At 61.2% G+C, this 21,491-nt stretch carries 15 protein-coding genes, 1 tRNA gene and 5 pseudogenes; 11 read left to right on the top strand and 10 right to left on the bottom strand.

Going from position 1 to position 21,491, the window contains the following annotated elements; genetic code table 11:
- A pseudogene (locus ABIN98_RS23445) lies at nucleotides 1-1,895 on the top strand (FAD-dependent oxidoreductase); the annotation flags it as partial.
- A gap of 12 nt (nucleotides 1,896-1,907) precedes the next feature.
- On the opposite strand, the gene ABIN98_RS23440 reads toward ABIN98_RS23445, so the two are convergent.
- Both ABIN98_RS23440 and ABIN98_RS23435 read right to left on the bottom strand, forming a co-directional pair.
- On the bottom strand, nucleotides 1,908-3,803 hold the full coding sequence (locus tag ABIN98_RS23440; RefSeq protein WP_346913690.1) for an adenylate/guanylate cyclase domain-containing protein: 1,896 nt from the start codon (nucleotides 3,801-3,803) through the stop codon (nucleotides 1,908-1,910).
- Nucleotides 3,804-3,811: 8 nt separating this feature from the next.
- Nucleotides 3,812-4,324 (bottom strand): FecR domain-containing protein, encoded by a 513-nt coding sequence (locus ABIN98_RS23435; RefSeq protein WP_346913688.1) that lies wholly within the window; start codon nucleotides 4,322-4,324, stop codon nucleotides 3,812-3,814.
- A 418-nt stretch (nucleotides 4,325-4,742) separates the two neighbouring features.
- On the opposite strand from ABIN98_RS23435, the gene ABIN98_RS23430 reads away from it, so the two are divergent.
- Both ABIN98_RS23430 and ABIN98_RS23425 read left to right on the top strand, forming a co-directional pair.
- Entirely contained in the window at nucleotides 4,743-5,039 is a 297-nt protein-coding gene (locus ABIN98_RS23430) for a BA14K family protein (RefSeq protein ID WP_346913686.1), read from the top strand.
- Between the two features lie 258 nt (nucleotides 5,040-5,297).
- Nucleotides 5,298-5,371 (top strand) — tRNA-Gly (locus ABIN98_RS23425).
- A gap of 56 nt (nucleotides 5,372-5,427) precedes the next feature.
- On the opposite strand, the gene ABIN98_RS23420 is transcribed toward ABIN98_RS23425, so the two are convergent.
- A complete protein-coding gene (locus tag ABIN98_RS23420) occupies nucleotides 5,428-6,606 on the bottom strand; it encodes an IS481 family transposase (protein WP_346913684.1) in 1,179 nt (392 codons plus the stop codon).
- A gap of 658 nt (nucleotides 6,607-7,264) precedes the next feature.
- Here ABIN98_RS23420 and ABIN98_RS23415 point away from each other — a divergent pair.
- From ABIN98_RS23415 to ABIN98_RS23400, 4 genes are all read left to right on the top strand, one after another.
- The gene (locus ABIN98_RS23415; protein WP_346913682.1) at nucleotides 7,265-8,881 is read left to right on the top strand and encodes an ABC transporter substrate-binding protein; all 1,617 of its coding nucleotides are present in this window, start codon (nucleotides 7,265-7,267) and stop codon (nucleotides 8,879-8,881) included.
- 195 nt (nucleotides 8,882-9,076) lie between these two features.
- Nucleotides 9,077-10,033 (top strand): ABC transporter permease, encoded by a 957-nt coding sequence (locus ABIN98_RS23410; protein WP_346913680.1) that lies wholly within the window; start codon nucleotides 9,077-9,079, stop codon nucleotides 10,031-10,033.
- 10 nt (nucleotides 10,034-10,043) lie between these two features.
- Nucleotides 10,044-11,108, top strand: a complete 1,065-nt coding sequence (locus tag ABIN98_RS23405) for an ABC transporter permease (RefSeq protein WP_346913678.1) — start codon at nucleotides 10,044-10,046, stop codon at nucleotides 11,106-11,108.
- 2 nt (nucleotides 11,109-11,110) lie between these two features.
- Complete coding sequence (locus ABIN98_RS23400; protein WP_346913676.1) at nucleotides 11,111-12,763, top strand: ABC transporter ATP-binding protein; 1,653 nt, start codon at nucleotides 11,111-11,113, stop codon at nucleotides 12,761-12,763.
- Between the two features lie 107 nt (nucleotides 12,764-12,870).
- Here the strand turns inward: ABIN98_RS23400 and ABIN98_RS23395 are convergent, their stop codons facing one another.
- Entirely contained in the window at nucleotides 12,871-12,993 is a 123-nt protein-coding gene (locus tag ABIN98_RS23395; protein WP_346913674.1) for a hypothetical protein, read from the bottom strand.
- Nucleotides 12,994-13,531: 538 nt separating this feature from the next.
- Here ABIN98_RS23395 and ABIN98_RS23390 point away from each other — a divergent pair.
- From ABIN98_RS23390 to ABIN98_RS23380, 3 genes are all read left to right on the top strand, one after another.
- Entirely contained in the window at nucleotides 13,532-14,140 is a 609-nt protein-coding gene (locus ABIN98_RS23390; protein WP_346913672.1) for a transporter substrate-binding domain-containing protein, read from the top strand.
- Nucleotides 14,141-14,171: 31 nt separating this feature from the next.
- Complete coding sequence (locus ABIN98_RS23385) at nucleotides 14,172-14,924, top strand: alpha/beta family hydrolase (protein WP_346913670.1); 753 nt, start codon at nucleotides 14,172-14,174, stop codon at nucleotides 14,922-14,924.
- 106 nt (nucleotides 14,925-15,030) lie between these two features.
- Complete coding sequence (locus ABIN98_RS23380) at nucleotides 15,031-15,675, top strand: alpha/beta family hydrolase (RefSeq protein WP_346913668.1); 645 nt, start codon at nucleotides 15,031-15,033, stop codon at nucleotides 15,673-15,675.
- On the opposite strand, the pseudogene ABIN98_RS23375 reads toward ABIN98_RS23380, so the two are convergent.
- The 3 genes and pseudogenes from ABIN98_RS23375 to ABIN98_RS23365 form a co-directional block, all read right to left on the bottom strand.
- Nucleotides 15,672-16,551, bottom strand: a pseudogene (locus ABIN98_RS23375) (Hsp33 family molecular chaperone). The gene ABIN98_RS23380 and the pseudogene ABIN98_RS23375 overlap by 4 nt on opposite strands.
- 125 nt (nucleotides 16,552-16,676) lie before the next feature.
- Nucleotides 16,677-17,592: pseudogene (gene argF, locus ABIN98_RS23370) on the bottom strand (ornithine carbamoyltransferase).
- Between the two features lie 11 nt (nucleotides 17,593-17,603).
- Nucleotides 17,604-18,806, bottom strand: coding sequence for an aspartate aminotransferase family protein (locus ABIN98_RS23365; protein ID WP_346913666.1), 1,203 nt, complete (start codon nucleotides 18,804-18,806; stop codon nucleotides 17,604-17,606).
- A gap of 401 nt (nucleotides 18,807-19,207) precedes the next feature.
- Between ABIN98_RS23365 and ABIN98_RS23360 the strand changes: the two are divergent.
- Nucleotides 19,208-19,762 (top strand): annotated as a pseudogene (locus ABIN98_RS23360) (GcrA family cell cycle regulator).
- A 104-nt stretch (nucleotides 19,763-19,866) separates the two neighbouring features.
- On the opposite strand, the gene phoB reads toward ABIN98_RS23360, so the two are convergent.
- The 3 genes and pseudogenes from phoB to ABIN98_RS23345 all read right to left on the bottom strand — a co-directional run.
- Nucleotides 19,867-20,562 (bottom strand): phosphate regulon transcriptional regulator PhoB, encoded by a 696-nt coding sequence (gene phoB, locus ABIN98_RS23355; protein WP_190292438.1) that lies wholly within the window; start codon nucleotides 20,560-20,562, stop codon nucleotides 19,867-19,869.
- Between the two features lie 42 nt (nucleotides 20,563-20,604).
- A complete protein-coding gene (gene phoU / locus ABIN98_RS23350; protein ID WP_346913663.1) occupies nucleotides 20,605-21,315 on the bottom strand; it encodes a phosphate signaling complex protein PhoU in 711 nt (236 codons plus the stop codon).
- Nucleotides 21,316-21,348: 33 nt separating this feature from the next.
- Nucleotides 21,349-21,491, bottom strand: a pseudogene (locus ABIN98_RS23345) (phosphate ABC transporter ATP-binding protein); the annotation flags it as partial.

The raw sequence follows: 21,491 nt of genomic DNA, 5'->3' as shown, positions 1-21,491 counted from the left end.
GTGGCATCGCCATGACCATGACCGCCGGATCGGCGCTGGTCTCGCGCGACAGTCCGGCCGCCTTTGGCAACCTGCATGCCTATGACGATGCAATCGTTCCGTGGCTGAAGGACCTCACCGATCACTGCCACGAATACGATTGCAAGGTGATGATCCAGCTCACCCATCTGGGCCGCAGGACCGGCTGGAACACGTCGGACTGGCTCCCCGTGCTCGCGCCGTCGCTTGTCAGGGAAGCCGCACACCGCTCGTTTCCGAAGATGGCGGAAGACTGGGACATTGAACGGATCATCGGCGACTATGCCGCAGCTGCCGGACGGATGAAGGCCGCCGGCCTCGACGGCTTCGAGATCGAAGCCTACGGCCATCTCCTGGACAGTTTCTGGTCGCCGGCGACCAACTTCCGTGACGACGACTACGGCGGTTCGCTGGACAACCGGATGAGGTTCACCTGGCGGGTGATCAAGGCGATCCGCAAGGAGGTCGGCCCGGATTTCATCGTCGGCATCCGCATGGTCGCCGACGAGGATTGGGACAAGGGCCTTTCCCGCGACGAGGGCATGGAGATCGCCCGACGCATCGCTAATAGCGGCAACTTCGACTTCATCAACCTCATTCGCGGGCATATCGACAGCGACGCGGCGCTGTCGAAGGTGATCCCGCTTCAGGGAATGCGGTCTGCGCCGCATCTCGATTTTGCCGGAGAGGTGCGCGCGGCAACGAAATTCCCGGTGTTCCATGCCGCCCGGATCGCCGATGTCGCGACAGCGCGGCATGCGGTTGCCGAAGGCAAGCTCGACATGGTCGGCATGACCCGCGCCCATATCGCCGACCCGCATATCGTCGCCAAGATCACGCGCGGCGAGGAAGCCCGCATCCGCCCCTGTGTCGGCGCCACCTATTGCCTCGACCGGATCTACGAAGGCGGCGGGGCGCTTTGCATCCACAACGCGGCGACGGGACGCGAGGCGGCAATCCCGCACGTGATCTCGAAAAGCGAAGCACCGGGCAAGCGCGTCGTCATCGTCGGCGCGGGCCCGTCCGGGCTGGAAGCCGCGCGCGTTGCCGCCGAACGGGGCCACGCAGTCACGGTGCTGGAAGCCTCCGGCCGCGCCGGCGGACAGATCAATCTTCTCGCCCAGAACCCGCGCCGGAAGGAAATGATCGGCATCGTCGACTGGCGGCTGGAGGAACTGGAGCGGCTCGGCGTGGAGATCCGCTACGACACCTATGCGGAGAGTTCAGATGTTCTGGCTCTCGAACCGGATGTGGTTATCGTCGCCACCGGCGGCATCCCGCAAAACCCGCCGCTGGAGGCCGGAGACGATCTGGTCGTTTCCTCCTGGGACATCATCGGCGGCACGATAAAACCGGCCGGAAACGTGCTCGTCTTTGACGATTCAGGCGGGCATCAGGGCATGACCGCCACGGAAATGATCGCCAACGCGGGATCCACTTTGGAACTCATCACCCCCGAACGCCTGTTCGCCCCCGGAAATCGGCGGGCTGAACCATGTGCCCTACATGAAGGCCTTCCAGGAAAAAGGCGTCCGGATCACGATCAACACCCGTCTGACGGCCGTCCGGCGCGAAGGCAACGGCCTCGTCGCCACGCTCGGATCCGACTATGCCGACGGCTGGTCCGAGGAGCGCCAGGTGGATCAGGTGGTCGTGGAACACGGCACCTGGCCCATGACGAGCTTTACCTCGACCTGAAGCCGCTGTCGTCCAATCTCGGCGCAGTCGATTACGACAAGCTAGTCATGGGCGGAGAGGTGTTTCCAAACGCCTCGGACGACGGCAAATTCATCCTGTACCGCATCGGCGACGCGGTCTCGGCGCGCAACATCCATGCGGCGATCTACGACGCGTTGCGTCTCGGGATCCGCTGGTAGGGCTTTCGAGACTCAAGACGCAGGGGCATTTCCCCCGCCTGCTCCAATCCGGTCATTTTCCCGGAATAGCGGGCTCTTCCGCATCCGCTTCCAGTGCCGTCCACAGTCCCACGAGCATCGCCTGCTGACGGCCACGGATGGCGACGGTTTCCGTACGCGGGGCATGCAGATCCGCATCTGCTCGTGAGCGGCCGCCTCCATCAGCTCCGAGGACATGGCCACCAGGGAGTCGTGCTCCTTTGCCACCTCCATCAAGCGGCTCGCCACGTTGACGCAATCGCCGGTCACGGTGATCTGCTGCTGGTGTTCGTGCCCCAGGCGGGACAGCACAACAGGGCCGAAATGCACACCGGCGCGCAGGGCACCTGTCCCTGGCCTCAAACCTGTACCAGCCATCCATTTGCCGACCTCGTGGACCAGATCGAAGGCGCATCGCCATGCATTGACCGCGTCCTTCGGCCCCGGATCAGGGACACCAAAGCAGATCATGGCGCCATCGCCCATGAACGACATGGCAAGGCCGTGGTGCCGTTCGGTTTCATTGACCACGATCGTATGGAAGACTTTCAGGAACTCCCGTGTTCTGGCTGGCCCCAGGCGTTCGCTCAGGCCGGTATAGCCGGCCAGATCCACGAAAAGCACGGCGGCCATCTGCTCTTTCGGCTCCAGGAGAAATAGCGGGTCCTCCGCAATGCGCCGCGCCAGTTCGGGCGCCTGAAACCGGCTGAGGGCGTCCTGTGCGGTTTCGAGCCGCCGCATCTGGTAGCGGTCGAAAACCTGACGGAGAATGGCAAGGCCGATGACCGGCGGCACACTTGCCGCAAGCGGCAATGCCGCACTGAACCAGTAGCCGCCCCCAAGCAGAAGCGTCGCCGCCGCCAGCCAACCGCACAGAATCAGGACGAAAAGAACGGAGGCGACCGCGAGCGGAAGAAAGGCCACAGCTGCCATACCCGCCACTGTGATCAGGAGTGCTGCCGCCACATCGACCTTGCGGACAAATCCATCCCGGATCAGCGCCGATCCGTCCATCAGATTGGATACCCCGGTCGCAAGCACTTCGACCCCCGGCAGGATCTGGTCGAAGGGCGTACTGAACCGGTCACCGACGCCGGTCGCTGTCGCCCCCAACAGAACGAGGCGGTCCTTGACGGCGGCTGCCGCTTCCGGTGTTCCGTCAAAAAGGCCCTGCGCGCTGATGGTCCGGACTGTTCCCATCGGGCCGTAGTAGTTCAGAGGCAAATGCCAGCCGAGATCGAGTGGCTGAACTCCGCCCGGAAGTCGGATCCCGCCGGCGGTCAATGCGGGCATATCTCCCAGATAAAGGCCCAGCGCGCGCAGGCTGAGGGACGGCTCCGGTCCCTCTGGCGTCAGAAACATGAGCGGAATGTGACGCGGCGTGCCGCCTGCGTCGGCCGCGACATTGACGAGCCCAACGGACGCTGCCGTCGCGAACTCCGGCAGCGGATGAAGGACACCATCCGGCGCGGGGATTACGGAAACGGGTCGATTTTTGTCCTTAAAGACGCCCGCCTCGGCGATGACGCTCGGCAGGCTGGCAAGGGCGGAGGTCAGTTTCGCATCGGCCGCATCATCCGTGTTTCCGACCAGCAGCATGTCGATACCAAGCGCCTTGGCGCCGGCATCGTGTATTTTTTCAACGAGCGCCGCCAGACGGTCGCGTCCGATCGGGTAGCGCCCTGCCTGTGCAATGGTCTCGTCATCGATCCCGACGATGACCACCTCCGGCGGGGCCGGACGCGGGCCGACCGCCAGAATGCGCATGTCCAGGAGCACGGTTTCCGCCCGGTCTATCGGGCCCGCAAATCCTTCCAGGTGTCGTTGCCCGAGCCAGCCGGCCCAGGCAGCACCAAGGATCACGGCGAGCGCGACGAACCAGTAGGGCAAGCTTGATTTCATCGAGCGAAGCGGGCGAGCAGCCTATCGACTTTTTCCTGGGGCCAACTCTTCACGACCAGCGGCTCGCCGGTCGTTACGGTCACGCCTTCTCCTGCGCCAAGCGCAACCGCTTCCGATCCATCGGGACGGGACACGCCGACTTCGCCGCGCACCACGAACACAGAGGTCACACCATCTTCCACATCGACGGCATAGACCGTTCCGCGTACGGCGGCGATCGCCTGTGGCGTCAGGATCTGAAACGGCCCGCTGCCGGGCTCGACCTCGACCAGAACGCCTTTGCCCGACAGGTCGGCCGCGACCGGCCTGCCCGGGGCTCCGGTGTCGGCGATCACAAATGACGCGGCTGCCTCGGCCTCAAGAACCAGCCCGCCCTGGCACGTATAGACGACACGCGCGGGATCGGTCAGTTCGCTGCGGACGCAGCCGTTGACCTGCTGCGCCATGCCCGCCGAAGGGGCAATGGCGAGGAAACACGTCACGGCCAAAAAGAGAGTAAGAATTCGCATTGATATCAGTTCCTTGAAAAGCTTGTTGGCAATAACCCTTCAAACTGCCAGATCCGGCAATGACCACACACCCTCATCTTTGTATCGGCACGACAGACAGACATAAAAGCACAGCGGTTGAACGATAACGAGACAATCATGACAGAAAAGGTGCGGGGTCGGCCCGTCATTTTCAAGGCGCTGGACAGCGGGCGCATACGGGACCGCGCCGCTTTTGCCCTTTTCCGGCGAGTTTTAGCAGCTAAGTCTCCGCTTCGGAACCGATTTCAGACTGATAAATCATTGAAATCGTTTCGTTAAATCAACCTGATGTTTGGAGAGTGTCGCGCGTCACAGGTACCGCGGACCGATCACGCCTAGGTTTTGGACATCGGCGGACGGAGCTTCCGCCAAAGTTCAAAGCGAAAGGAAGATCACAATGTTTCGGAAATCCATCATCTCGGCAATGACGATCGCAATTCTGGGAACCTCTGCCGCCGCTCTCGGCACGACCGCGGCTTCGGCCGGCGGCTATGGCAGCAACATCTACGGCAATGGAAGCTACAACAACGGCTACAATAATGGTTACCAGCAGCCCTACCGTGACGGCCGATACTCGCAGCAGCACGTCAGCTGGTGCCAGAATCACTGGAAGAGCTACGACCCGTACAACAACACCTACCAGCCGTACAAAGGTCCGCGCCAGCAGTGCTATTCACCCTACTACAAGGGCTGACCCCGGATTGGTCTGACGTCAGACCTGCCTCCCTCCGGGCTCGACATCAGACCGGAAGCACCCTCCAGCCCTGGCTGGGGGGTGTGCTTCTGTTTAAAGGGACCGCACAGCGGATGACACATCCGGACCATTTCGTCCGGAGCCGAAAAATCCCCCGCCGTTTTGGAACCGGCGTTCAGGTTAGAAAGCCCTCGCCTCACCGGTTGGCAAATCCGTCTTGACAGAAAGCGGTGCGAAGCGCAGAAAAGCGCTTCTCGCGCGGGTGTAGCTCAATGGTAGAGCAGAAGCTTCCCAAGCTTAAGACGAGGGTTCGATTCCCTTCACCCGCTCCAACCTCCTTTTTGTCCGACCCGGAGACATAGGTAACAGTTTGTACCGGAGACATGGGTTACAACCTCGTGCCGAACGGGTTGTCGATTGTCTGTAGTGTTCTCTGCTCCAGGTCGATGTATCCCAGATCATAGCTCATGAAGCTGATCAGCCAAATTCCCTCGTCCACCTCCTTGATCCCGAGTTTCTGACCGGCCAGCACGGTGGAGACGTTGATCTTCTTTCGATACATGCAGATCCGCCCGCAGGCTGTCACAAGCGCATCCCGGTCGTGGAAGGGATAGTCCAGCTCCGGCAGGCCCCGGTACGGTCTGGGTGAGGGTTTGTAGACTTCATCGGGCATTTGCATGGACAGCGCCTCATGTGGCCGTTCCTGATTGAACTCCTTGAGAAAAGCATCGAACTTGGCCTGCTGCTGAAGGCTGTTCATGCCCGGCGGGCGGGTTGCCTCCTTCTTCAGCGTCAGATGCATGCGTTCATGCCGACCGTTCTGCTGGGGATGTCCGGGTTTGATGCGTTCGACACCGATGCCCAGACGCAGCCACCACACGGACAGCTTCGAGAGATTGTAGAGCCCGTTGGGTGAGGCAAATGGCAGTCCGTTGTCGGTGCGGATCGCCCCTGGCAGGCCGCGCTCCTTGAACAGGCGCACGAAGGCCTCGATGACCGGTCTTTCCTTCGTGCTGTCAAAGGCTTCGCACATCAACAGATAGCGCGAGGCATGATCGCTGACCGTCAGGGGGTAACAGTATTGCCGGTTGCCCAGTTTGAACTCGCCCTTGAAGTCCGTGCACCACAGATCGTTGGGACGAACGCCTGCCGACAGGGCCGTGCCTTCGGCCTTATAGGCGCGCTGCCGCTTGCGGGCGCGCTTGACAAGGCCGTGACGGTCGAGCACCGCATGCACCGTGCTTTGGGCCGGAATACGCACATCGCCGGAAAGCTTCCTGACCAGGATCTCCCGGATCTTGCGTGCACCCCAGTGCGGCTTGTCCTTCTTCGCCGAAACAATCAGGCGCTCGACCTGGTCCGGCAGCTGGTTGGCATAGCGCACAGGGCGACGGGACCGATCACACAGGGCTTCCAGGCCGTCCTGCCGGTAGCGATCCCAGATCTTGTAGCCTGTCTTGCGCGAGATGCCGAACTCCCGGCACACCGAACTCATGCCTTCCCCATCCAAAAGACGGGCGACGAAGCGAAGACGTTCCTCCATGACGGACACCTCTTTCCACGGCATCGACACCTCCCGCTAAAGCGAAAAGTGTTACCTATGTGTCCGGAACGTTTTGTCACCTATGTCTCAGGTCGGGCATTTCATTTCCCTGGTGATAGCCGCTTTACCGAATTCTCGGGGAAGCGATCGGTTTGTCGTTTGCCGGTCCCGATGAGCCTTTCCTCAAGCTTCGAACATTCCGGTGGTCTCTTGGCTCTCGCCGGCTCATCCGTCGCTGCTTAAATGTATTGCGAAACACATGCTCATCTCCGGATCTCGTGCTTTTTGACTTCCGGAGAACCACTTAATTCTTGCTGAGAACTACGGATAAACAGCGAGAGGATAGGCCAAATCGCGTAAAAATAAAATACTTCGATCTATATCCATAATCATAAATTAGAATATATAAGTATTTAAATTCCCACTTACGCCTGCTCTTCGATCGACAGGGTTGATTTCATCGTACTCCCATAATAATGCTGCCCCGCACAATTCAAACGAAACTTCTCGTCTTGTGAAAATTTAAAAAATGAATTTTTCCATAGGGGTGGCCGGACGAGAAAGTTCGTGTTTTGCTAGGAACATGTCGGAAATAAGCATTTCGATATTCAAAAAACGTCGGATGCTACCTTAAGACACCCAATTCCAGAACGACCCAGGACAATCCGAAAGGGGAGACAGGATGACGAACTCCAAAGACGTCGGGCAATTGACCCGTCTTGCCGATGCGGCCCGTACCGGCGGCATCACGAAACGCGAGTTTATCCGCTACTCCGTGCTGGCCGGCATCACGGCTTCCACGGCAACGGGACTGTGGTCCAGCCAGGCCAAAGCGGCGCCGAAAAAAGGCGGCACGTTCCGCTGGGGCATTCACGACGGCAACACGTCGGACACCCATGATCCGGGCACCTATGTGACGCGGCAGATGATCTTCCTGGCGCACCAGTACCGGAGCTATCTGACCATGATCAATCCGGACAATTCGCTTGGTCCGGATCTCGCGACCGGTTGGGAAGCCACGCCGGATGCCACGCAGTGGACGTTCAAACTCAACGAAAACGCCCACTTCGGCCTCAGTGGCAACAAGGTGACGGCAAAGGATGTTGTCGCCTCGATCAACCATCACCGCGGCGAAAAGACGACGTCCGCGGCCAAGGCCCTCCTGACCGACGTGACCGACGTGGTGGCCGATGGCGATCACACGGTCGTCTTCAAGCTCGGCCGCGGCATTGCGGATCTACCCTGGCTGATGACCGATTATCACCTGGCGATCTGCCCGGCCAATGACGACGGCACGATCGACTGGCAGTCCGGCGACGGCTGCGGTCCGTACAAGATCGACAGCGGCGAGTTCGGCGTGAGCTGGTCGTTGAGCCGCAATGACGGCTGGCATGGCGAGGGCGCCTATTTCGACAAGCTCGAGATGATCATCCTCAACGACCCGAACGCCCGCCAGACGGCGTTGGTCACGGGCGATGTGGATTGCGTTTCGCTGGTCGAGCTGAAGACCCTGGCCCTGCTTCAGCGCAATCCGAACATCAAGGTGGACAATATTCCGTCCGGCGCCGCGATCACCATGCCGATGTTCTGTGACACGGCACCCTTTGACGACGTGAACGTGCGTATGGCCCTGAAACTCGCGATGGACCGCCAGGAAATCGTCGACAAGATCGCCTTCGGCGCGGCCACGATCGGCAACGACTTCCATCTTTCGCCGGTGCAGCCATACTGGCCGGATGACATCCCGCAGCACGAATACGACCCCGAAAAGGCCAAGTCGCTGTTGAAGAAGGCGGGGCACGACAATCTGTCCATCTCACTTTCGACCGCGGACAGCATTTTCTCGGGCGCCGTCGACATGTGTGTGCTCTATGCAGAGCAGGCCAAGAAGGCAGGCATCGATATCAAGGTCGTGCGCGAGCCGAACGACGGCTATTACTCAGATGTCTGGCTGAAGAAGCCGTTCACCGCGGTGTCCTGGGGTTCGCGCCCGACCCCGGACGTGATGTTCACGCTCGCCTACAAGGACGACGCCGCCTGGAACGAGAGCCATTGGCGCAACGAGAAGTTCAACAAGCTCCTCCTGGAAGCCAAGTCGGAACTCGACGACGACAAGCGCATGACCATGTATCGGGAAATGTGCCTGCTCATGCATGATGACGGCGGCACGATCATCCCGTTCTTCAACAACTTCGTCTACGCACGCCGTTCCAACGTCATGCATGGCGATACGGTCGCGGCAAGCTGGGCCTGTGACGGCGCGCGCGCCGGAAGCCGCTGGTGGTTCGAAGACGCCTGACCTAAAAAAACACTGGCGCGGTCGGCATTCCCTGTCCGGCCGCGCCGGACGCATATGACGGCAGACCCGCATCAGAATGGGCTGCCGGTAGGGGCTGGCTGGAGGGGTTGAGGCATGTTTCGGTGACATCACCCGGCACTCTCCAGCACTGCGGCGGCGCGATCAGGCGTCCGGCGCAAACATCTGGAGGGACATATGGGCGACATCCTGAGGCTCGTTCTCAAACGACTCGGCCTGGGCCTGCTCACGCTATTCGTTGTTTCAATCCTGATCTTCTTTGCGGTCGAGTTGCTGCCGGGAGATATCGCACAGGCGGTGCTCGGTCAGAGCGCAACGCCGGAAACGGTTGCCGCCCTGCGCGAACAAATGGGGCTCAATCTACCGGCCCCCATCCGCTACCTGGACTGGCTGGGCGGTGCCCTGACCGGTGATTTCGGTGTCTCGCTCGTCTCCGGAGAGCGGGTCAGCACGGCAATCACCGGCCGGTTCGTGAACACGCTGTTTCTCGCGACCTACGCGGCCGTGATAGCGGTTCCCGTCTCGATCATTCTCGGGATCATCGTCGCGCTGTTGCGGAACACCCTGTTCGACCGGGTTGCCAACGTCCTGACCCTGACGTCGATTTCCTCTCCCGAGTTCTTTCTCGGCTATATCCTCATTCTCTATTTCGCCGTGAAATCCAACTATTTTCCCGCGATTGCGAGCCTGAGCGGGGACATGAGCTTTGCCGACCTGTTGCATCGAACGTTCCTGCCCGCACTCACGCTCGTGCTCGTCGTGACCGCACATATGATGCGCATGACACGGGCTGCGATCATCAACCTTCTGGCCTCGCCCTATATCGAGATGGCCCGGCTCAAAGGGGTGCCGCCGTGGCGGGTGATCGTCAAGCACGCCCTTCCCAATGCCTGGGCGCCGATCATCAATGTGGTGGCGCTGAACCTGGCCTATCTCATTACCGGCGTTGTGCTGGTGGAAGTGGTTTTCGTTTACCCCGGCATCGGCCAGCTTCTGGTGGACGCCGTCGCAAAACGCGACTTCCCGATCGTTCAGGCCTGCTGCCTGATCTTCGCCGCAACCTTCATCCTGCTCAATCTGGCGGCCGATGTCGGAGCCATTTTGACAAATCCGCGGTTGCGGCATCCGAAGTGAGGGCAGCGATATGAACACATTTGTAATCGGATACTATGCGCTGCTGATCGGAGCCTCCTGTCTGGCAGCCTATTTCAAGAAACGTGAAGTCTTCCTGCTGATCTTCTCGCTGACGCTGGCGTCATTCATCATGGGAATTATCGGCGGGGTCCCGGCCCTTCGCTTCGTGACAACCGCCGCCGGCATGCTCGCCCTTGCGGCCGGCACGTCTTTCGCCTTCCGAGAATTCCTGATCCTGATCAGTCCGGAGTGGATGGCAAAGGAACTGAGGACGGCGCCGCTGACCGCCGCGTTCGGCATGTTCGTGATCTTCACCTATGCCATTGCCGGCATCTTTGCCCCGGTCATCGCTCCGCACGGCGAAGCCGAGGTGATTGCATCGGCCTTCGCTCCGCCCGACCAGACCATGCTGCTGGGGGCCGATCAGCTCGGCCGGGACATGTTCAGCCGCATTATCTACGGCGCGCGTAACTCCGTCGGGCTTGCCCTGCTGGCAACGACGCTTGCCTTTGTCATGGGCGCGATGGCCGGTCTTTATGCGGCCACCAAGGGCGGCTGGTTCGACCAGATCCTCGGCCGGGCGGCCGATGTCATCATGTCCGTGCCGTCCCTGATCTTCGCGCTCTTGATGCTGAGTATCTTCGGCACCAATCTGGCCGTCATCGTCATCGTGGTCGCGGTCATCTATTCGCCGCGCGTCTTCCGGCTCACACGGGCCGTTGCCGGCAATGTGGTGGTGATGGACTATATCGAGGCGGCCAAACTGAGGGGCGAAGGCACCTGGTACCTGATCCGCAGGGAAATCCTGCCGAATTCCACAGCACCGCTGATTGCCGAATTCGGCCTGGAATTTTGCTTCGTGTTCCTGCTGATCGCCGGCCTGTCCTTCCTGGGTCTCGGCATCCAGCCTCCGACAGCCGACTGGGGCTCGATGGTTCGCGAAAACGCGACGCTGATTTCCTTCGGTGAAATGACGCCGCTGATCCCGGCCGCCGCCATCGCCCTTTTGACGGTTGCCGTCAATTTCGTCGTCGACTGGATGCTGTTCCGGTCCTCCGGCCTGAAGGAGGTTTGACCATGAAGTCGAAGAAAGACGTTCTGCTCAAGATCACCGATCTTCGTATCGAAGGCTATTCGGACGAAGAATGGATCGAAATCGTCCACGGGGTCGATCTCACACTGCACAAGGGTGAGGTGCTCGGCCTGATCGGCGAATCCGGCGCCGGCAAATCCACGATCGGCCTGGCTGCCATGGGCTTTGCCCGGGACGGCTGCCGGATTTCCGGCGGCTCGATCGAATTCGACGCCATGGAGCTGACGACGACGCCGGAAAGCGACCTGCGCGCCCTGCGCGGCTCGCGGATCGCCTATGTGGCCCAGTCCGCCGCCGCTTCCTTCAATCCGGCCCATCGCATCATCGATCAGCACACCGAAGCGCCGGTCCAGTACCGAATTCAGAAGCGGATGGAAGCGCAGGAAGACGCCATGCAGCTCTACGAGCGCCTGCGTCTTCCGAACCCGGAGGAAATCGGTTTCCGCTATCCGCACCAGGTGTCCGGCGGGCAGCTGCAGCGCGCCATGACCGCCATGGCGATGGCCTGCCGTCCGGATCTGATCATCTTCGACGAGCCGACAACGGCCCTCGACGTGACCACCCAGATCGAGGTGCTGGCGGCCATCCGGGACATCGTCGACCAGTTCAACACCGCCGCGATTTACATCACCCATGATCTCGCGGTCGTGGCCCAGATGGCGGACACCATCAAGGTGCTGCTGAAGGGCGAAGAGGTCGAGGAAGCGCCCACCGAGGAGATGCTCGACAACCCGAAGGAAGACTACACCAAGAGCCTGTGGGCGGTGCGCAGCTTCAAACGGCCACAGAAACGTCGACCGACCGAGCCCGATGCCCAACCGATCGTCTCGGTCCAGGATATCGACGCCGCCTATGGCCCGACCAAAGTGCTGGAGGACGTTTCCTTCGACATCTATCCCGGCATGACTGTGGCCGTCGTGGGCGAATCCGGCTCCGGCAAGTCGACCACCGCGCGCTGTATCACCGGCCTGCTGCCGCCGACCAAGGGGCAGATCCTGTTCAACGGCGAGCCCCTGCCGCCGCGGTACCAGGACCGGACCAAGGATCAGCTCCGTCAGGTCCAGATGATCTACCAGATGGCCGACACCGCTCTCAATCCCAAGATCCGGATCAGCGAGATCATCGGCCGGCCGGCGCAGTTCTACGGCGGCCTCAAGGGCGCCAAGCTCAAGAGCCGGGTCGATGAGTTGCTCGATCTGATCGAACTCGAGCCGTCAAAATTCTACAGTCGCTATCCGCCGGAACTCTCCGGTGGCCAGAAGCAGCGGGTGGGGATCGCCCGGGCGCTTGCCGCCAATCCGTCGTTCATCATCTGCGACGAGGTCACCAGCGCCCTGGACCAGCTCGTGGCGGAGGGCATTCTGAAGCTGCTCGACCGGCTGCAGCAGGAGTTCAACCTCGCCTACATGTTCATCACCCACGACCTGGCGACGGTCCGTTCCATCGCGGATGAGGTTGTGGTGATGCAGAAGGGCAAGGTCGTGGAACAGGGGCCCAAGGACGAAATGTTCACGCCCCCGCACCATCCCTACACGGATCTGCTTCTGTCCTCGGTTCCGGAAATGGATCCGAACTGGCTCACGACGCTTCTGGAAGAACGCGGCGTCGACGACATCGGCGAAGCGGCCAAGGTCTGAGACGAGCCGTCTACGACGCCGGACAACCGGCCAAAAACAAGGCTCCCGGTCCGAAGGAGACCGGGGGCTCAAACCGATTTCAGGGAGTTGTGCGGCCTGTTGCCGGGTCAGCCGACCATCAGATAGCCGGACAGCAGCATCGTGCCCACGATCACGCCGTAGACGCCGACCAGCGCCGGCCAGGTTCCGCTGTGCTGTTTGTATTCGCGAATAAGTTCATCACGGGTCATGCCGACCTCCTGAAACGCCCGAACCTCGCCGGGGTGATGCGTTGCCGATTTATGCGACCCCTACTAGAGCGAAGTTAAGAATTCAATGCCGCGTTTCAAGAAACTCCGCCCTGTTTTTGCATAGCTGATGAACGTCGTATTAATGACGCGCATAGCGGCTTTGTGCGGCGATGGACGAGCAGGAAAATTGCTTCAAATCCCCCGCCCCTGACGAAAGCCCCTGCACGTATCCGCAAAAGCGCTATAAAGAACGGAAAGACTCACGGGCATCCTTTCAGTCGGTAAGGTCGAGGCACAAGCGCCGGGCGATGGTCACTCATTTACGAAACTCACTCCTTGTTTTCCTGGCACTTTGCGCTGCCCTCACAAGGGCGAACGCGCAGGACACGGTCGTGATCCCCAATTTCTGGGACCCCAAGGCCGTGCAGGATCGCCCGGCCGACATTCCCGGCAAGATCCCAGTTTCTGGCAACCGACGGCTATCCCCCATTCGTGTACCGCGACGCAGAGGATCGTCTGACGGGTTTCAACGTCGACCTTGCCGCGCGCCATCTGCCTGGAACTCGACACGTCCTGCTCGCTGCGCATCAAGGACTTCAGTGGCCTTTTGCCGGCCCTGGAGGAAGGCGAAGGCGACGCCATCATTTCCGGTCTGGCCCGGACCGAAGACCTGGTGGAACGGCTTTCGTTCAGCGATGACTATCTGAAACTTCCGGCCCGTTTCGTTGTCCGCGCCGGACAGGAAAAGACGTTCGGCGCGGATACCATCGCCGGCGCCAGGATTTCCGTCGAAGCGGGCTCCCGGCATGAAGCCTTTGCCGCCCGTTTCTGGCCGGACGCCCTCCTGGAACCTTTCGAAACGGTGGAAGCGGCCCGGACGGCCCTGATCAATGGCACTGTGGACGCGCATTTCGGCGACGGTCTTCCCCTCGCCTTCTGGCTCAACAGCACGGCCGCGGCCGGCTGCTGCCGGTTTGCCGGCGGGCCATGGCTGGAGCCGGGGTATTTCGACGAGGGCCTGTCGATCGCCATGCGCAAGGACGACGCGTCCATGCGCGAGGCGGTCAACTACGCCTTGCGCCGGCTGCAACAGACCGGCGCCTACCGAGAACTTTACCTGCGCTATTTCCCGATCAGTTTTTTCTGACTCCAGCTTTCCCTATCGGATCCCTATTTCTATGCTCGACTTTCTCTGGACACGCCCGGAAACCTCGCCGGTTGCCACGATCCTGCTCGCCCATGGCTCGGGAGCTCCCATGGACTGTCCGTTCATGGAGAAACTTGCCGTGGCCCTGGCCTACCAGAGCTTTGCCGTTGCCCGGTTCGAGTTCTCTTATATGGCCTGCCGACGGCAGGGAACTGCCCTGCCACCGAGGCCTCTGGACATAGAACTGATCGGCGAATACCGCACCGTCTTGAGGGTTTTTATGGGCGCGTGCGAAGGCCCGGTCCTTATCGGCGGCAAGTCCATGGGCGCCCGCGTCGCCGCCAAACTCGCAGCCGGAGGCTTCCTGCCGGACCGCGTGGCCGGCTTGTGCTGTTTCGGCTATCCGTTCCATCAGGCCAATGAACCCGATTCAAAGTGGCACGTAGGCCCTCTCAGGAAATCCGGCCGCCCGATCCTGATCTGCCAGGGCGAGAACGATCCCATGGGGCGGCGCGCGGAACTGGAGGCCCTGTCTCTTCCCGAACAGGTTACGCTTGTCTATCTCGAAGGTGGAACGCACGATTTCAGCCCCGCCAAGGATACCAGTGCGTCGCTAGACGAAAACATTGGCAACGCAGCCCGTGCAACGACGGCCTTTGTCGCAGGTTTTCTTCCGGCTCAAGCGATGAACTTTGCCCAAAGCGAAAATCAGTCGCAGAAGAGAGGACGATCCTTACTCACCCGCCTGTTGCACCGAACTGACAGACGATGCGGCGCCCATTAGACCGAATTTGTCGGCAATCCGGTTGACGGGCACATGAGCAAGGCCCAAAAGCCTCTATCGCCCCCATCCTTCGAGTTCAGCTCGTTCCAACGGACCCGCACCTTCCATGCCCGATCTTCTCTGGACCCGCCCGAATACCTCGCCTGTTGCCACCCTTCTCCTCGCCCACGGTGCAGGGGCTGCGATGGATTCGCCGTTCATGAACAAGCTGGCCTCAGCCCTTGCGGCCGAAGGGGTCGCCGTTGCCCGGTTCGAGTTTGCCTATATGGCCGGACGCCGGACCGGCGGCGCCAAACGTCCGCCACCCAAAGCGGACAAGCTCATCGGCGAGTTTCAGACCACCCTGCAGGCATTAATGGCAGATTGCGAAGGCCCGATCCTGATCGGCGGCAAGTCTATGGGTGGGCGTGTGGCCGCCATGCTGGCGGGCGGCGCCTCGCTCCCCGGCCGGGTCAAAGGCGTGTGCTGTTTCGGCTATCCGTTCCATCCGACCGGCAAAGCGGATGCGGACTGGCGCCTGGAGCCCCTTCAGGAGGCCAAGAGGCCCGTTCTGATCTGCCAGGGCGACCGCGACCCGTTCGGATCGCGCGCTGAGCTCGACGAGATTTCCCTGCCGGAGGCAGTGTCGCTCATCTACCTGGAAGACGGCAATCACGACTTCGGCCCGCGCGGAAAGTCCCCGGCAACGCTCGATGGCAACATCGCCGAGGCTGCAAAAGCCGTTGCCGGTTTTGCGGAGAAGATCGGTTAGCCGACGGCCTCTTCAGGATCGAATTCGTAGCGGGTGCTGCAGAATTCGCAGGTGACGACCACCTTGCCGTGCTCTTTCATGTCCGCCATTTCCTCGGCGCTGAAGCTTTTCAGTATGCCGGCGACCTTTTCGCGCGAGCAGCGGCAGCGGTCGACGATCGGCTGCGGCTCGAACAGACGGATGCCGCGTTCGTGGAACAGGCGAAACAGGAGCCGTTCGACGGTCACTTCCGGATCGGTCAGTTCCACGTCCTTGACCGTTTCCACAAGGGCCTTCGCCTCCACCCAGGAATCGTCCTCGTCGACGTCATGAACAGCTGCGCCTTCCGGGGCGTCGCCCGGCGCGAAGTCCGCCTGGCGCATGCGTTTCCGGTGCCTCGGGGAGGAACTGGGCAATGACGCCGCCGGCAATCCAGCTGTGCGACGGGCCTTCGCCCTTGTTGCGGGTGAAGAGTTCACCGACAGCGAGACGGACCTCGGTCGGGATCTGTTCGGAGCGGGCGAAATAGCGCCGCGCCACCTCTTCAAGGGAAATGCCGTCGAGTTCAACCAGGCCCTGATAGCGCTGCATGTGCCGGCCCTGATCGATGGTCATGGCAAGGTGGCCGCGGCCGAGCAGTTGTTCGGCCGACGGCGGTCCGTTTTCCATGACCTGCGCCAGTTTTTCCGCGTCGAAGGTTGCGCAGGCGCGCACCGCGTCGGGCGAGGTGAAATCCACGACCAGCATGGACACCGGCCCGTCGGTCTGGGTCTGCAGGGTAAAACGACCGTCGAACTTGAGCGACGTACCGAGCAGGCAGGTCAGAACGATTGCTTCCGCCAGCACCCTTGAGACCGGCTCCGGATAATTGTGCCGCTCCAGGATCTTTTCCACCACGGGGCCGAGCGAAACCGCCCGGCCGCGCACGTCCAGTCCCTTCCACCGCAAACGGACGCACCGCGTCCTGCCCTGCGGGGCTTACGCCATAATCCTCAATATTGAACGCCAAAAGCTTACGTCCTTCAAACCGCGTCAAAACACCAGGCAAGGATACCCTTTTGCGCGTGCAGGCGGTTTTCCGCCTCGTCGAAGACCACGGAATTCGGCCCGTCCATCACTCTCAGACGTCACCTCTTCACCCCGGTGGGCAGGAAGGCAATGCATGAAAAGCGCGTTCGACCTGGCTTCCTGCATCAGGCGCTTGTTGACCTGATAGGCACTGAGGAGATTGTGACGGTTTTCTTCGTCATCGTCTCCCATGGAAACCCAGCAGTCGGTCACCACGCAATCGGTATCCTTTACCGCTTCATATGGGTCGTCGGTGACAATAATCGAGCCCCCGTCCGCGCGGGCCTTTTCGATCAGGTCCATTGGCGGAGCAAGTTCCTTCGGGGTCGCGATGCGCAGTTCGAAATCGAAACGCGGAGCGGCATGGACCCAGGAGGCCAGCACGTTGTTGCTGTCCCCGGTCCAGGCGACGCTCTTCCCGGAGATTGCGCCGCGGTGCTCCTCGAAGGTGAGCAGGTCGGCCATGATCTGGCAGGGATGGGACTCCTTGGTCAGACCGTTGATGACCGGAACGGTGGCGTTTTCGGCCAGTTCGTTGAGCTGGTCGTGATCCAGGATCCGGATCATGATCGCATCGACGAAGCGGGACAGGACGCGTGCGGTATCGGCGATGGTCTCGCCCCGGCCCAACTGCATTTCGGCGCCGGTCAGCATCAGCGTCTCGCCGCCGAGTTCGCGCATGCCCACATCAAAGGAGATGCGTGTCCGGGTCGAAGGCTGTTCGAAAATCATCGCCAGCACCTTGCCGGCGAGGATCCCCTCGCCGCGGCGCACACCGTTGCGGGTCTTCTTGATGCGCTTGCAGGCATCCAGGATATGGCGAAGCTCGTCGCCTTCGAACTGGGTCAGGTCGAGAAAATGCCGCGACATACCGTTGCTGGTCACTCTGCCGCTCCTTTTGCTGTCAGTGTCTGCTCGATCGCGATTGCCGCGGCTTCAAAGCGCGCAACCGCTTCGCCGATTTCGTCCTCGGAGATGGTCAACGGCGGCATGACACGCGCCACGTTGTCACCGGCGGGCACGACAAGCACATCGGCTTCGCGGGCCGCGCCGACGAAGTCTCCGACGGGGACCACGCATTTGAGACCAAGCATCAGCCCGCTACCGCGCACCTCGGCAAAGACCTTCGGATGGCTGTCGACCAGTCCGGCGAGTTTCTGCTTGAAGGACAAGCCCTTGGATTGAACGGCTTCGAGGAAACCGTCTTCGAGAACCACGTCGAGGACCGCATTGCCCACCGCCGATGCCAGCGGATTACCGCCGAAGGTGGTGCCGTGGGTGCCCGGCACCATCGGCGCGGCTGCCTCTTCCGTTGCAAGGCAGGCGCCCATGGGGAAGCCGCCGCCGATGCCTTTGGCGATCGCCATGATATCCGGCGTGATCCCGGCCCATTCATGGGCAAAGAGCTTGCCGGTCCGGCCGACGCCGGTCTGGATCTCGTCGAAAATCAGCAGAATGCCTTCGTCATCGCACAGCTTGCGCAGCTGGCGCAGGAAATCGACCGGGATTTCGCGGACGCCGCCTTCGCCCTGGATCGGCTCGATGGCGATCGCCGCCGTCTGCGGGCCGATGACCTTCTTCAGGGCATCCATGTCGCAGGGCGGAACCTGGTCGAAACCGGGCGCCTTGGGGCCGAAGCCTTCCAGGTACTTGGCCTGACCGCCGGCCGCGATCGTGGCGATGGTCCGCCCGTGAAATGCACCTTCGAAGGTGACAATATGGAAGCGTTCCGGTTGGCCCCGATCATAATGATAGCGCCGCGCCGTCTTGATGGCAGCTTCCATGGCTTCCGCGCCGGAATTGCAGAACATGACCTTGTCCGCGAAGGTCGCCTCGGACAGGCGGCGGCCGAGCCGCTCCTGATCCGGCACCTTGTGCAAGTTCGACACGTGCCAGAGCTTTTCGGCCTGGCTTTTCAGGGTCTGAACCAGGTGCGGATGACAATGGCCGACGGAGTTCACCGCGATGCCGGAACCGCAATCGAGAAAACGTCGGCCGTCGTTCGTCACGAGCCAGACACCTTCCCCGTGATCGAACTCCAGGCTCGATCTTGCGTAGTTCGCAAACAGCGCAGTCGCCGACATTGATTCAACTCCTCTCGAGGCCGGTTCCACCGTCTCGTTTTCAGGTCCTTTACGGGCCAAAACGCAACGTGCCGCCCCAAAGAGGCGGCACGCGCAATTCAGGTCTCCTTATACACTGCTTCCCGTGCTTTCTGTCAATGCAAATGGCGCAAATCAGCCACTTCCGGCGGGCAGCGGGATTTGCGCCATTTATGGGGAAAAGTCGGTTCTTCCCCATCTCATTGAGGCGGGCAACTTGCCTGCGCTTTTCTCCCTATTGTAATCTCCACCCCATCAGCCACGATATCTCGTGCATTAAATCAAATCACGGCACTATATATGCCATGACTGGCGCGTACACACGCGCCTTAACACCGGGTTAATGCCTTCAGGCATGCGCTACGGACCAAGGGGTGCGGCAAATGAGTTGGACGACGGAACGCGTTGAGCTTTTAAAGAAACTCTGGAGCGATGGCCTGAGCGCAAGCCAGATCGCCGGAGAACTCGGCGGCGTCACGCGCAATGCGGTCATCGGCAAGGTTCACCGCCTAGGCCTTTCCGGACGGGCAAAGACGCCGTCGCCGGCGAGCAAGCCGCGCCGCAACCGGCCATCGTCGCCATCCTCTCCGGCCTCTTCGGCAGGCCGCCAAAGCACGCCGCAACCCCAGTCGCGCGGCGCGACGGCTCTGAAGATGGCCCCCGGCGCCCGCCCCCGAGATCGAACCGCAAGCCGAACCGATCGCAGAGCTGGTGCCTATTTCCGAGCGGGCGACGATCCTGACGCTGACGGAACGGACCTGCAAATGGCCCCATCGGTGATCCGAGCAGAGAGGACTTCTATTTCTGCGGGACGCCATTCCGACCCGGGCGTGCCTTACTGCGCCCATCACTGCAAGATCGCCTATCAGCCGGTCAGCGACCGCCGCCGGGACCGCCGGGTGGCGAACACAGCAAACTCTGCGGCGCGCGCTTCGTAAAGGCACGACGGGCTTCGCACCTTCAGTGCAACGTAATAAAAAACCCGCCAATTCGGCGGGTTTTTTCATATTCGTTTCGGGCGATCGCTCAGGCCCAGAGTTTATCAGGCGATGGCGAACTGATCGTTGAACGCATACCCTGCCCCGCGCACCGTGCGGATCGGATCCTTCGCTTTACCGCGGTTCAGCGCCTTGCGCAGACGGCCGACGTGAACGTCGACCGTGCGCTCGTCCACATAGACATCATGTCCCCACACCCCGTCGAGAAGCTGCTCGCGGGAGAAGACACGACCGGGCGAGGTCATCAGGAATTCCAGGAGCCGGAATTCGGTCGGCCCCAGATGGATTTCCTTGGTGTTGCGGCGAACCCGGTGGGTTTCGCGGTCGAGTTCGATATCGCCGGAACGCAGCATCGAGGAGACCACTTCCGGGCTCGCCCGGCGCAGGATCGCCCGCACTCGTGCCATCAGTTCGGGAACCGAAAACGGCTTGACCACGTAATCGTCCGCGCCGGTCGACAGTCCACGGATACGCTCTGCTTCCTCGCCGCGCGCCGTCAGCATGATCACGGGCAACCGTTCGGTGTCTTCACGCGCCCGAATGCGGCGGCACAGTTCGATACCGGACAGGCCCGGCAGCATCCAGTCGAGCAGAAGGAGGTCCGGCTGGCTCTCCCTGAGCCGGATCTCCGCTTCGTCTCCACGTTCGCAGGTTTCGACTGAATATCCTTCGGCTTCCAGATTGTATCTCAGCAGCAGGCTGAGCGGTTCCTCGTCTTCTACGATGAGTACCTTCGGCATTTACATATGCTCCGAGTCATCCCGCCGGACGGGTATGCCCCGTCAGGCGTTTTCCTTGTCGGTAACGCCGGTCTCGTCGACCTTGGGACGTTCGTCCGCAAGCCGTTGACCGGTCGTCATCCAATAGACGTTTTCCGCGATATTCGTGGCGTGGTCGCCGATCCGCTCGATGTTCTTCGCGCAGAAGAGCAGATGAGCGCATTGGGTGATGTTACGCGGATCTTCCATCATGTAGGTCAGAAGCTCGCGGAACAGCGAGGTGTAGATCGCGTCGACCTCCGAATCCCGCTCGCGCACATGGCTGGCGGTCGCGGCATCGCGTTTCGTGTAGGCGTCCAGCACTTCCTTCAATTGCGCCAGGGCAAGTTCGGCGATGTGTTCCACGCCGATGGAAAGCTTCTTGGATTGCAGATCGTTGTCGATGGCAATCACGCGCTTCGCCACGTTCTTGGCCAGGTCGCCGACCCGTTCCAGGTCGTTGGCGATGCGGCCGGCTGCCATGATTTCGCGCAGGTCGCTGCCCATCGGCTGGCGCCGGGCAATGATCTCGACGATCTTGACCTCGACGTCCTGCTGCAGCTCGTCGAGCCGCGCGTCGTGTTCAATCATCGACTGGGCGAGGCCCAGATCCTGGGTCACAAGCGCCGTCACCGAGTTGTTGACGATGGTTTCAGCCAAGCCGCCCATTTCCGCGATTCGGCTCTTGAGCGTTGTCAGCTCTTCGTCGTAGGCCGTAACTGTATGATCGGTCATACCGTAAGTCTCCGCAAATTCTGGTCTAGTGCATCAGCCGAAGCGGCCTGTGATGTAATCTGCGTACGCTTGTCCTGCGGATTGGTAAAGATGTCCTCCGTCGGCCCTTCCTCTACCAGGATTCCCAAATGGAAAAAGGCGGTCCGCTGCGAAACACGCGCGGCCTGCTGCATGGA

Origin of the sequence: uncultured Roseibium sp., assembly GCF_963675095.2 — a bacterium.
Lineage (GTDB): Bacteria > Pseudomonadota > Alphaproteobacteria > Rhizobiales > Stappiaceae > Roseibium.
Note: the sequence above shows the minus strand (reverse complement) of the source record. Positions and strands in the feature narration are given on the sequence as shown.